Genomic DNA, 12,506 nt, shown 5'->3' with positions numbered 1-12,506 from the left:
CGAACCGCAAGTCTAGCCTGTCCGGTCACGACCGGGCCCACACGGGAACGCATCCGATGACTCTCCAGTTCAGCCTGACCAACACCGCCGCCACCGACGTCGACAGCCCGTGCATCGTGGTCGGCGTGTACGAGCAGGCGGTGCTGGGCAGCGCTGCCGAAGCGGTGGATCGCGCCACCGGCGGGTTGATCCGCCAGCAACTGGAAAGCGGCGACATCAGCGGCAAGGCGGGCAGCACCAGCGTGCTGTTCGCCCCGCCCGGCATCGCCGCCAGGCGCGTGCTGGTGGTCGGCCTGGGCGCGCAGAAATCGTTCGATGGCGCGCGCTTCCAGAAGATCAACATCGAAGCCGCGCGCGCGCTCGGCCGGTTGCCGTTGAGCGCGGCGGTGTCCTATCTCACCGACGTGGACGTACCCGGCCGCGACGCCGCCTGGCGCGTGCGCGTGGCGGCACTGGCCAGCGATTTCGCCGCCTATCGCTACACCGCCACCTTCAAGCCGCGCGACAAGCCCAAGCCGGCGGAACTGGCGACGCTCGCCTTCGCCGCGGGCGACGAGGCGCAGGCCGCGCTGGAACAGGCCACCGCCATCGCCGAAGGCGTGCGCTTCGCGCGCGAGCTGGCCAACCTGCCGCCGAACATCTGCAACCCCGCCTACATCGCCGCCCAGGCCCAGGCCTTTGCCGACCTGCACGACAAGGTCAGCTGCCAGGTGCTCGATGAAACGCAGATGGCCGAGCTGGGCTTCGGCTCGCTGCTCGCGGTGGCGCGCGGCTCGGCCAACAAGCCGCGGCTGATCGCGCTGGAATACAAGGGCGGCGAGCCCGGCGACAAGCCGTATGCCTTCGTCGGCAAGGGCGTCACTTTCGACTCCGGCGGCATCAGCCTCAAGCCCGGCCCCGGCATGGAGGACATGAAGTTCGACATGGGCGGCGCGGCCGGCGTGATGGGCGCGTTCGTGGCCGCGGTGAAGATGGGCCTGAAGCGCAACCTGGTGTGCGTGGTACCGAGCGTGGAGAACATGCCCGGCGGCGACAGCTACCGCCCCAGCGACGTGCTCACCAGCCTCTCCGGCCTCACCATCGAGGTGCTCAACACCGATGCCGAAGGCCGCCTGATCCTGTGCGACGCGCTGACCTGGACGGCGAAGACCTACCAGCCGCACACCATCGTCGACGCGGCCACCCTCACCGGCGCCTGCGTGGTGGCCCTGGGCAAGCATGCCAGCGGCCTGATGAGCAAGCACGACGACCTCGCCGCCGAACTGCTCGCCGCCGGCGAGGAAACCCTCGACCGCGCCTGGCGCCTGCCGCTGTGGGACGACTACCAGGCGCAACTGGAATCGGGCTTCGCCGACGTCGCCAACATCGGCGGCAAGACCGCCGGCGCGATCACCGCCGGCTGCTTCCTGTCGCGCTTCACCGACGGCCAGCGCTGGGCCCACCTCGACATCGCCGGCACCGCCTGGGAAGACGGCCGCAAGGGCATGGCCACCGGCCGCCCGGTGGCGCTGCTGGCGCAGTGGCTGTTGAGCCAGAGCGAGAAGTGAGTGAAGAGAAGTGAGGAGTGAGAGGTGGCGGTTTGAGGCATCATGCCCTTGTCTTTCTCTCGTTTCTTACTCCTCTTCACTCACTCCTGCCTAATGCGCGCCGACTTCTACCTGATCGCCAACAAGCCGCGCTTCATCGAGCAGCCGCTGCTGCTCGTCTGCGAGTTGGCAAAGCGCGCGTATGCGGCGCAGCAGCCGACGCTGATCCTGGCGCGCGACCACGAACAGGCACACGCGATCGACGAATTGCTGTGGGCGTTCGACGACGACGCGATGATCCCGCACCAGCTGGCCGGCGACGACGACGACGAATACACCGCCGTGCTGATCGTGCCGCCGGACGTCGACACACCCGACCGCCCGCTGCTGATCAACCTGCGCGACCGCTGCCCGGACCAACTCTGCGAGCGCGTGCTCGAAGTGGTGAGTGCCGACCCCGACGCCCGCGACGGCTCGCGCGAACGCTGGCGCGAATATCAGCGCCGCGGCTTCGAGGTGAACAAGTTCGACATGTAACCGCGGCTCGCGGTTGTCCGGGCTCCCCGCGGCAACGGCATCCCGATGCGCGCCATGTCATTCCGGCAGCACCGCCTCCGGCGTCGCCAGGACGCGCGCCAGGGCCGCCACCAATTGCTCACCGCTGACCGGTTTGCGCAGGAAGCCGTCCATGCCGGCCTCGCGGGCCAGTGTCTCGTCGCGACCGCCGGAACGGGCGGTGACCGCGATGATCGGCAGGCGGCTGCCGTCGGGTTCGCGCTGGCGGATCAGCCGTGCGATCTGGAAGCCGTCGACACCGGGCAGGTCCAGGTCCAGCAGCACGGCGTCGAAACTTACGTGCGCCAGCTCGGCCAGCGCGGCCAACCCGTTGATCACGTGCACCACCGCGTGGCCTTCGCGCTCCAGCAGGCCCCGGATCACCACCGCCACGATGGTGTCGTCCTCCACCAGCAGCAAGCGGTAGCTGCGGGCGGCGCCGGTCGGCGGCGGCGCGTCGGCCGGCGGTTCGGCCAGCGGCAGGTGCACGCGGAAGGTGCTGCCGTGGCCTACGCGCGATTCCAGCTCGATGCTGCCGCCCATCATGTCCACCAGCTCGCGGCAGATCGCCAGGCCCAGGCCGCTGCCGGCCGAACGCTGCGGGCCATCGGCCTGCTCGAAGCGTTGGAACAAGCGCGCCTGGCTGGCCTCGGGGATGCCCGGCCCGGTGTCGCTGACGACGAACCGCAAACCGTCGGCGGTGCGCTGCGCGCTCAGCTTGACGCTGCCGTGCTCGGTGAATTTCAGGGCATTGTTGGCCAGGTTCAGCAGGATCTGCTTGATCCGCACCGCGTCGCCGAGCAGTTGTGCCGGCAGGTCGTCGCCCAGCGCCAGCTCGAAGCGGATGCCCCTGGCGTGGGCCAGACCCTGCTCCAGCTGCGCCACGTCCTCCAGCAGCTGGCGCGGACTGAACGGCGCCGGCTCCAGCTCCAGCCGGCCAGCCTCGATCCGCGCCAGGTCCAGCGCATCGTTGAGCAGTTTCAGCAGCATGCCGCCGGAGCGCTGCATCGCCTGCGTGTAGTCGTGCTGCTGCGGGTTCAGCGGCGTGCTCAACAGCAGCTCGGCCATGCCCATCACGCCGGTCATCGGGGTGCGGATCTCGTGGCTCAAGGTGGCCAGGAACTGCGTCTTCGCCGCGCTGGCCGCTTCCGCCATCTGCCGCTGTTGTTCGGCCAGCTGGATCTGGTGGCGCTGCGCCAGGCGTCGGCGCCAGGCATGCAGGATCAGAGCCGCCAGCGCCGTACCCAGCAGCACGTAGACGGCCCACGCCCACCAGCGCAGCCACGGTGGTGCCTCGACGTGGATGCGCAGTGGCGTGGCCAGTTGCACCCACAGGCCGTCGGCGCCGGCGGCCTTCACGTCGAGCGTGTAGTCGCCGGCACCCAGCCCGCTGAAATCACGCTCGCCGCGGTTGCCGGTGTCCACCCAGTCGCTGTCGAAGCCGTGCAGCCGGAAGCGGTAGCGGTTGGCGGACGGCGCAATGTAGGAAAACACCCGCGCCTCGATCGCGAGCTGGCTGTCGTGCCAGTCCATGTGCAGGGGCGGCGTGCCGATCGGCAGTACCTGGGTGGCGCCGCGATGACGCACCCGGGCCTGGGTGAGCGCCATCTGCGGCACGCTGGTCTGCCGGTTGCTGCGGTCCGGGTTGAACGCCACCACGCCGCCCAGGGTGGCGGCGTAGATGTAGCCGCTGGGCATCCGCGCGTAGCCGCGGAAGAACTCGCCGTTGGTCAGGCCGTCCTGCAGACCGAACGAACGGAATGCGCCGGTGTCCGGTTCGAACCGCCACAGACCATCGTGGCCGAATACCCAGACCCGGCCGGCGGCATCGACGCGCAGGTCGGTGACGTTGACCGAGGGCCAGCCATGCGCGGCGTCGACCCGGCGATCGGCCACGATGCCGTCGCCGCCGCGGCGGTAGTGGACCAGTCCGTCGGCATTGGCCATCCACAGGCCGTCGGCGGTGAAATCGAAGGCATCGACGGACTGCCCGGTCGGCCCGCCCGGCACCATCACGAAACGGCCCCGCGTGGTGTCCAGCCACATCATGCCGCCGTCGCTGGCGTACCAGAAGGCGCCGTCGTGCAGCGTCATCTGGCTGCCCCAGCGCACCTTGTCGCTGGAGCCGTCCATCGGCACCGGCTGGACCGCCAGCGTCTCCGGGTCGATGCGGAACAGGCCCTGGCCGAAGGTGCGCGCATACATCTGGCCGTCCGGCCCGGACTCGACCTCCAGCGGCCGCTGCAGCAGCGCGCCCGCCGGGTCGACCCGGTCGAGCCGCCCGTCGGTGTCGCGGTACAGCGCGCCCTGCACGACCACCCACAGGCGCTGCTTCGCGTCCTCGGTCAGGCCCACCACGTCGCCGCGCAGACCCGACAGCACGTGTTCGACCGTGCCGGTCACCGGATCGAGCCGGTCGACCCGGCCGCCGCGCTGGCCCACCCACACGTGGCGACCGTCCTTGCCGCGCGCCATCGTGGTGGCGATCGCGTCGCGCAGGCTGGACGGATCGTCCGGCAAATGAGTGAAGCGGCTGAAGTGGTTCCAGCCCGGCGCCAGATAGGCCACGCCGCCATCGAACAACGCGGCCCACAGGCCGCCTTCGCGATCCACCATCAGCTGCCACACCCAGGCGCCCGGCAGATTGCCGTAGAGCACCGGCTGGTTGGTCACCGCCGTCACCGGCCCATCGGTGCGTGCCTGCAGGAACAGTCCCTTCTGCGTGCCGACCCACAGGCGACCGGCGCTGTCGCGCACGCTGCCCATCACGTTGGTGCGGGGAATCACGCCAGTGCCGAAGCGGCGCGCCACGCCATCCGCGTCGACGATCCACAGGCCGTCGGTGGCGGCGATGCGCACTTCGTCGCCGCTGCCGTCGATCCGCCACGCGTCGATGGTTCGCTGCGGCTCGGTCGACGGCACGCGGCGGATCGCGCCGTCCGTCTCGCGCACGAACACGCCGTGGCTGCTGCCGATCCACAGCCGTCCGCGTCCGTCCACATACAGCGCGGCAACGGTGCCGACCGCGGCGGGCGTGGCGCCGAGCTGCGGGTCGGCCACGTGCTCGAAGCCGCGCTCGTCCGGGTGCATGCGGTCGAGTCCGCCGGCACTACCCACCCACAGGCTGCCGTCGGCGGTTTGCGCGACCGCCCAGACCCGGTCGCTGGACAGACTGGCTGGGTCAGTCGGGTGGTGCCCCCAGTGCCGGAAGCTGCCGCTGGCCTCGTCGTAGCGGTTCAGGCCTGCATTCAGGCCGGCGGCCCACAGGCGTCCCCGGCGATCGACCATCAGCGTGGCAATGCCGTTGGCGTACAGCGAGCCCGGATCGTTCTCGGCATGCCGGAACACCGTGAAACCGACGCCGTCGAAGCGCGCCAGGCCGCCCTTGGTGCCGAACCAGATCGCGCCTTTGCGATCCTGCGCCACGGCGTAGACATTGGTGCTGGGCAAGCCGTCCGAGGTGTCGTAGCGCCGGAACTGCGGCGTCGGCAGCGGATCGGCTTGCGTCACGGCAACCGGAGTTGCCGGCACGCCGGATGCGGGCGTAACCAGCCCGAGGGCCAGGGTCAGCAAGGCTGCCGAAAACATTCAGGTTGTCCCCTTCGGGTTTCCTTGCCGGCCTGCACCGCGCTGCATGCGAGCGATGCGCCACGGCGGCCTGCCCCGTCCCGGCCATGATGCCAAAGCCTCCTTGCCAGCGCGAGCACAGGCGCCGCCCGCGACTCAGGCCGTGGCATCGCTCGCCGAGGTGAGGACCCGGGCCAGCGCACCGGCCAGTTGCTCGCCGCTGACCGGCTTGCGCAGGAAGCCGTCCATGCCGGCCTCGCGCGCGCGCGCCTCGTCGCGGCCGCCGGAGCGGGCGGTGACCGCGATGATCGGCAGGTGGCGGCCATCGGGTTCGCGCTGGCGGATCAGCCGCGCGATCTGGAAGCCGTCCACGCCGGGCAGGTCCAGGTCCAGCAGCACCGCGTCGAAGCTGGCATGCGCCAGCTCGGCCAGCGCGGCCAATCCGTTGATTACGTGCACCACCTGGTGGCCTTCGCGTTCGAGCAGGCCGCGGATGACCGCGGCCACGATGGTGTCGTCCTCCACCAGCAGCAGGTGGTAGCGGCGGCCGTCGGCGGCCGGCGCCGGCAGCGGCGCCGGCTTGGCCGGTTCGACCAGCGGCAGGCGCACGCGGAAGGTGCTGCCGTGGCCCACGCGCGATTCCAGCTCGATGCTGCCGCCCATCATGTCCACCAGTTCGCGGCAGATCGCCAGGCCCAGGCCGCTGCCGGCCTGGCGCTGCGGACCGTCGGCCTGCTCGAAGCGCTGGAACAAGCGCGCCTGGCTCGCCTCGGGTATGCCCGGCCCGGTGTCGCTGACGCCGAACAGCAGGCCGTCGGCGATGCGTTCGCCGCGCAAGGTCACGTGGCCGCGCTCGGTGAACTTGAGCGCGTTGTTGGCCAGGTTCAGCAGCACCTGCTTGATGCGCACGGCGTCGCCGACGACCTGCGCGGGGAGGTCGTCGGCCACCTCCAGCACGAAGCGGATGCCGCGCGCGTGCGCCAGGCCCTGCTCCAGCTGCGCCACGTCCTCCAGCAACTGGCGCGGGCTGAACGGCGCCGGCTCCAGCTCCAGCTTGCCGGCCTCGATGCGGGCCAAGTCGAGCGCATCGTTGAGCAGCTTCAGCAGCATCGTGCCGGAGCGTTGCATGGCGCGGGTGTAGTCGTGCTGCAGCGGGTCGAGCGGCGTGCTCAGCAGCAGCTCGGCCATGCCCATCACGCCGGTCATCGGCGTGCGGATCTCGTGGCTCAGCGTGGCCAGGAACTGGGTCTTGGCCGCGCTGGCGGCCTCGGCCATCTGCCGCTGCTGCTCGGCCAGCTGGATCTGGTGGCGCTGCGCCAGTCGCCGCCGCCAGCTGCGCAACGCCAGCCCGACCACCGCCGCCACCAGCAGCACGTAGCCGAGCCACGCCCACCAGCGCGCCCACGGCGGGGCGTCGACATGAAGCTGCAATGGCGTCACCAGCGTGCTCCAGTCACCATCCGCACCCGCAGCCATCACCTCCAGCCGGTAGGTGCCAGCGCCCAGTCCGGCAAACTCACGTTCACCATGATTTCCAGTATTTACCCAGTCGGTGTCGAATCCGAGCAGGCGGAAACGGTAACGATTGGCGGTCGGATCCACATAGGAACTCAAACGAGCCTCGACCCGCAATTCGCGATCATTCCACGCCAACCGGATCGGTTCCGTCCCAATCGTCAGCTCCTGGATGACACCATGATGGCGCACGGTTGCGCCGGTAATGACCACCTGAGTTGGCCGAGGTTTGATCGCCATGCGATCGGGTTGGAAACCAAACACACCGCCCAGGCTGGCGACGTAAATCGTGCCATCGGCCGTGATGGTCGGGGAATCACCTCGAACCTCTCCATTGACCAGACCATTGCGCAAGCCGAAGGATTTCAGCTCGCCCTGGTGGGGATCGAACATCCACAGGCCGTTCTTGCAGAACAACCAGAACCTCCCCAGCCGATCGACATGAAATGCGATCAGCACCATCGACGGCCAGTTCGGCGGGATCTTCACCAACTGATCGCGTATCACCTTGCCACTTTCCGTCCGATAGTGCTCGAACATCTTGCCGCGCGCTGCCCAGAATCCGTCCGCCGTGAATTCGAGTGCGTAGATGTAGCCTTCGTCCGACAGGCCATCTATCGCTTCGGGCTTCCCTTGCACGGCATTCCACCGCATCAGTCGCTCCTGATCGGCGTACCAGTCCAGGCTGTTGTAAGGCGTCAGACGATTGCCTACGAAACCCGTGTCGTCAGCCGACGCCAGCGGCTTGGGGTCCACCGTGAGCGTGTCGGGGTCGATGCGAAACAGGCCGTCGTGGATCGACACCAGATACATCCGCCCATCCGGTCCCAAACTCACCCGGCGAGGATGAGCAGCCCCGATCGCGGCCAGGTCCACTTCGGCCAATTTCCCGTCGGCGTACCGATAGACACCTGCCTCGCTGGCAATCCACAAACGCTGCCGCCCGTCCTCCGCCATGTCCAGCACGTCCCCGTGCAAGCCCGAGATCAGATGCCGTACTTCCCCGGTGGTGGGGTCAAGTTTGTCGACGAGACCATGCTCGCCGACCCACAACCAACCATCGGAAGCAGCCAACACGGAGGTCGTGGCATTGCCGCGCAAGCTGTGGGGATCGTCGGGAACATGCGTGAAGCGGGTGAACTGGTTCCAGCCGGGTGCGAGATAGGCGATGCCGCCATCGCCCATGACGAACCACAACCCGCCCTCGCTGTCACAAAACGATTGCCAAACCTGCTGACCCGGCAGGCTGCCCAGCAGGAGCGGCTGACCTGCAATCACGTGGATATGGGGACCGCCATCGTCCAGATACAGGCCGTTGCGGGTGGCGATCCACAAATGACCGGCCTGGTCCACGGTACTGCTGTACACATCGATGGAGGGAATCTGCGCGGGTGCATACAGCCGCGCCACGCGATCAGCGCCCACCCGCAACAGGCCGCCGCGCACGGCGATTCGAACATCGTCGCCGCCACCCTGGATTCGCCATACTTTCAGGGCATGTACGCGCGGATCGATGGTCACCGCGTGCACACTGCCGTCCGCTTCGCGTACGAATACACCCTGGCTGGAACCGATCCACAATCTCCCGCCTGGTTCGGCCAGCAATGCGCGCACGGCGCCAAAACCCGCGGCCGGGTTGGAGCCGAGCGGATTGCTCACGTGCTCGAAATGCCGGCCGTCAGGCAAGAGGCGATCGAGTCCGGCATCCGTGGCTACCCACAAATCACCGTCCGGCGTCTGCGCAATCGACCAAACGTTGTCGCTGGACAGGCTTTTTGAATCCGCCGGATCATGACGCCAATGCAAGAACCCCTCGACGCCGGATTCACGACGGCTGAGCCCGGACCCGAATCCGCCCACCCACAAGCGATTATCCCGATCCACGCACAAGCTGTAGACCTGCCCCTCGGGCAATGAGGCCGGGTCATTCGAATGATGCCTGAATATCTGGAAATCGACGCCGTCATAGCGCGCCAGATCGACGCCGGCGCTAAACCACATGATGCCCTGCTTGTCCTGGGTTACGGCGTAGACCGTGCTACCGGGCAGACCGTCGCCGACGTCGTAACGCCGAAACTGCGGCGTAGGCAGCGGGTTGGTCGCGCTGGCCCGCAATGACGGCGGAATGGCTGCAGTACTCGCGGCCGTCGCCGAAAACATCGCAGACAGCGCGCAAGCAACGCCCAGCAAGACTGCAGGCAACATGCCGAATTCCTTGCGGGCATCGAGGTAAAGCGTCACCCGCCAAAACGGTAATATAAATTAAAAATTAGGATGCAATAGCAGAAACAAATCGACAATAAAAAACAGCCGCCAATATGGCGGCTGTTTTTTTATCCCTTCTGACCGTCAACTACTTTGTTCGGAGTAATGCCAAAAAGACCAAGCAGTGCGTCCCACATAGTCTATCCCTCCTTAAATTGAATACTGACTTTGATTACAAAGCCCCCATTATCTTCCATGACTTGTCGCCTCTCCTCAAAGCATTAAAACTCAAGAACGAGCTCACTGTCAACAGACCGCGGAACGCCATCAATCAGGGAATGAATGGCGCGATGAACACCTGCAATGATTCAACCGATCCTGGCGCAGCCACCGCCAGAACCGCACTCAACATGAGCGATGCAAGCATGCGCAGATTCCCCCCGATCTGCCCCATCATGCCAAATCGAGTACGAGGCGGCGAGCATTGCACCGGCCAAATGGTGACGCGTCGCACGCTCCGCGACGCTCTTGGTCGTCATTCCGGCGAAGGCCGGAATCGCACTTGAACCATGAGGAGTCCTGTCACGCGTGGATCGCGAAACCGGCAACCATGACCCACGCGATGCTTCGCTGCACTGTTGAAGTGCGATTCCGGCCTTCGCCGGAGTGACGACATGGGTAGTTGCGAGCAACTGGTCGAGATCCGTGGCACTTTCTTGACGTCGCCCGGCCGACGTCCTACCCCGTTCTCGCTGAGCGTAGCCCGCGCAGCGGGCGGAGTCGAAGCGCCGCCAGGCGAGGATCATCTCATCGATGGCATGCCCTTCGACTTCGGCCTTCGACTTCGGCCTTCGGCCTGCGCTCAGGGCGAACGGAGCTTAAGTAAGTGCCATTCAGTCGAGATCCCTATTCCGCCGCTTCGGGTGCGGCCAGCGCCTTGCTGTAATACCCCGACGGATCGAAACAGCACACGCGGCGTTTGCCGGCGGCGAGCATGTCGCAGGCGGCGACGACGCGTTGCGTACGGGTCTTCGCCTGTTTGGCCGAAACGATCCAGTGGATCCAGTCGACACGGGCGATCGTGGTGGTGGCATCCCAACCGGCGCGGGCGACAGGGATGGCGTCCAGCGCCTTGCGCAGGTCGGCCGGCAACGCCGGCTCCGGCTCGCGCTTCACCGGTGCAACCTGCAGCGCGACGGTGTCGCCCGCCTGCACGCGGGCGGTCTCGAGCAGGCGGCGGTCCAGCTTCAGCCAGTGGCTCAACTGGCCATCCGGTTCCAGGGTGGCCTGGAAGCGGTGGCCGTTGATGCTGGCGTCGACCGTGGTGCGCCCGCGCCGCGGCAGTTTCTCGCTCGCCGGCCGCGGCAGCACCACGAAGGCCCACGCCGCATCGTCCGGTGTCGCCGGGCGCAGCACTTTCGCCTTGAAGCGGGAGGTGGTGTCGGCCTTGCTCATGTCGCATCGTCCTGGGGAAAGGGCTTGCCGCACGGCATGCGCGGATCGTACCGCGCATGCCGTGGTGCGGCGAAGGGCCATCGGCCATGGGCGTGCGCGGCGCACGAACCCCTACAATCGCCGGATGTCCCGACGCCTGCGCCTGCTGTTCGCCGCCCTGGCCATCGCCGCACTGCTGTGGCTGCTGTTTGCCGCGGCGGAACGTTTCCTCGCGCTGGCCCAGCGCTTCCTCGCCCTGCCCGCACCGTTGCAGTGGACGCTGGGCCTGGTGCTGGCGACCTTCGCCGCCGCCGGTCTCGCCGTGCTGTGGTGGCTGCTGCGTCCGCGCCGCCGGCGCCGGCCGTTGCCGGTGCCCGACCGTGCCAGCCTGGAGCAGCGCATCGACAAGTTGCGCGAACACGGCGCCGACACCGGCGCGCTCGCTGCCGAACTGGGCGACCTCGACCAGCGCCGGCTCGGCGCGCGCCTGTACGTGGCACTGTTCGGCGAAATCTCCACCGGCAAGTCCAGCCTGATCCGTGCGCTCGCGCCGGACGCGACGCTGGCCAGCGATGCGCGCGGCGGCACCACCCGCACGGTCGGCCACTACGACAGCATCCTGCCCGACGGCCGCCCCTTGGTACTCGCCGACGTGCCCGGCAGCCGCGAGGGCGGCGGCGAAGTGCGCGAACGCGAGGCGCGCCAGGAAGCCCTGCGCGCCCACGCGGTGATCTATCTGTGCGCCGGCGACCTCACCCGCGGCCAGGTCGACGAGTTGCGCTGGCTCGCCGATTTCGGCAAGCCGCTGCTGCTGGTGTTGAACAAGGCCGACCAGTGGGGCGAGGCGGAGCTGGCGCAACTGCTGGACAAGCTGCGCGCGCAATCGCGCGGCATCGCCAGCGCGGTGGTGGCGATCAGTGCCGGCGGCGGCGAGCGCTACCAGCGCCGGCTCGCCGACGGCAGCACCGAATCGGTCGAGCGCCAGCGCAAGCCGGCGATCGAACCGCTGCTGCGCGCACTCGCCCGACTCACCGCTGCCGGCGCCGAAGGGCTGGAACCGCGCCGCGAGCAGGCGGTGCTCGCCGGCCTGCACCAGCGCACCGGCACGCTGGAGGCGCAGACCCGCGCCGAGACCGCCGAACGCATCGTGCGCCAGTACGCCCGCCGCGCGATCGTCGGTGCGATGGCGGCGGTGGCGCCGGGCAGCGACCTGGTGATCCAGGGCGTGCTGGCGACCGGTCTCACGCGCGCGCTGGCCGAGTTGTACGGCGTCAAGCTCAGCGAGGTGCAGATCGAGGACTTCGTGCGTCAGGCCCGGCTGACCCTGCGCACCGGCAGCTCGATCGTGCTGGCGGTCGCCGGCAATGCGCTGAAGGCGTTCCCCGGCCTGGGCACGCTGGGCGGCGGCGTGCTGCACGCGTTTGCCTACGCGCTGATCTTCGACTCGATGGGCCGCGCCCTGGCCGCCTCGCTGGCCGAGCGGCAAACACTGGACCAGGACGACGCCGACGCGCGCCTGAAGACCTTGCTCGCCGACGCCGGCAGCACGCGCCTGCGGCAGCTGGCGACGTTGACGATGGACACGCTGCGCGAACCGCGCGGGGAGTAAGCGCCGCTCACGTGACTCGCGCAGGAGCCCGCTGGCGGGCGATGCTTTGAAAGGCGGGGATTCGGGATCCGCAAAAGCAAGAGCATCGCCCGCCA

At 68.2% G+C, this 12,506-nt stretch carries 7 protein-coding genes; 3 read left to right on the top strand and 4 right to left on the bottom strand.

Annotation, left to right across the window (positions count from 1 at the left end):
* Positions 1-56: 56 nt before the first annotated feature.
* Together B1991_RS06180 and B1991_RS06175 are read left to right on the top strand one after the other, a co-directional pair.
* A complete protein-coding gene (locus B1991_RS06180; protein ID WP_136257846.1) occupies positions 57-1,547 on the top strand; it encodes a leucyl aminopeptidase in 1,491 nt (496 codons plus the stop codon).
* 93 nt (positions 1,548-1,640) lie between these two features.
* Positions 1,641-2,063, top strand: a complete 423-nt coding sequence (locus B1991_RS06175) for a DNA polymerase III subunit chi (RefSeq protein WP_136257845.1) — start codon at positions 1,641-1,643, stop codon at positions 2,061-2,063.
* Between the two features lie 57 nt (positions 2,064-2,120).
* Here the strand turns inward: B1991_RS06175 and B1991_RS06170 are convergent, their stop codons facing one another.
* From B1991_RS06170 to B1991_RS06160, 4 genes are all read right to left on the bottom strand, one after another.
* Positions 2,121-5,669 carry a hybrid sensor histidine kinase/response regulator gene (locus tag B1991_RS06170; protein WP_136257844.1) on the bottom strand — a complete coding sequence of 1,183 codons (3,549 nt, stop codon included), beginning with the start codon at positions 5,667-5,669 and terminating at the stop codon, positions 2,121-2,123.
* Positions 5,670-5,804: 135 nt separating this feature from the next.
* Positions 5,805-9,368, bottom strand: a complete 3,564-nt coding sequence (locus tag B1991_RS06165) for a hybrid sensor histidine kinase/response regulator (protein WP_136257903.1) — start codon at positions 9,366-9,368, stop codon at positions 5,805-5,807.
* A gap of 331 nt (positions 9,369-9,699) precedes the next feature.
* A complete protein-coding gene (locus B1991_RS19070; RefSeq protein ID WP_281280528.1) occupies positions 9,700-9,825 on the bottom strand; it encodes a hypothetical protein in 126 nt (41 codons plus the stop codon).
* A gap of 449 nt (positions 9,826-10,274) precedes the next feature.
* Positions 10,275-10,823 carry a YdeI/OmpD-associated family protein gene (locus tag B1991_RS06160; protein WP_136257843.1) on the bottom strand — a complete coding sequence of 183 codons (549 nt, stop codon included), beginning with the start codon at positions 10,821-10,823 and terminating at the stop codon, positions 10,275-10,277.
* A gap of 124 nt (positions 10,824-10,947) precedes the next feature.
* Here B1991_RS06160 and B1991_RS06155 point away from each other — a divergent pair, with 124 nt between their 5' ends.
* The gene (locus B1991_RS06155; RefSeq protein WP_136257842.1) at positions 10,948-12,411 is read left to right on the top strand and encodes an Era-like GTP-binding protein; all 1,464 of its coding nucleotides are present in this window, start codon (positions 10,948-10,950) and stop codon (positions 12,409-12,411) included.
* Positions 12,412-12,506: the final 95 nt, after the last annotated feature.

Source organism: Rhodanobacter lindaniclasticus (genome assembly GCF_004799035.1).
GTDB classification, from domain to species: Bacteria; Pseudomonadota; Gammaproteobacteria; order Xanthomonadales; family Rhodanobacteraceae; genus Rhodanobacter; species Rhodanobacter lindaniclasticus.
Note: the sequence above shows the minus strand (reverse complement) of the source record. Positions and strands in the feature narration are given on the sequence as shown.

Excerpts from the sequence above, each read along its gene's own strand:
- B1991_RS06180 (WP_136257846.1), top strand. The coding sequence starts at position 57 with ATGACTCTCCAGTTCAGCCTGACCAACACCGCCGCCACCGACGTCGAC.
- B1991_RS06160 (WP_136257843.1), bottom strand. The coding sequence starts at position 10,823 with ATGAGCAAGGCCGACACCACCTCCCGCTTCAAGGCGAAAGTGCTGCGC.
- B1991_RS06165 (WP_136257903.1), bottom strand. The coding sequence starts at position 9,368 with ATGTTGCCTGCAGTCTTGCTGGGCGTTGCTTGCGCGCTGTCTGCGATG.
- B1991_RS19070 (WP_281280528.1), bottom strand. The coding sequence starts at position 9,825 with ATGATGGGGCAGATCGGGGGGAATCTGCGCATGCTTGCATCGCTCATG.
- B1991_RS06175 (WP_136257845.1), top strand. The coding sequence starts at position 1,641 with ATGCGCGCCGACTTCTACCTGATCGCCAACAAGCCGCGCTTCATCGAG.
- B1991_RS06155 (WP_136257842.1), top strand. The coding sequence starts at position 10,948 with ATGTCCCGACGCCTGCGCCTGCTGTTCGCCGCCCTGGCCATCGCCGCA.
- B1991_RS06170 (WP_136257844.1), bottom strand. The coding sequence starts at position 5,669 with ATGTTTTCGGCAGCCTTGCTGACCCTGGCCCTCGGGCTGGTTACGCCC.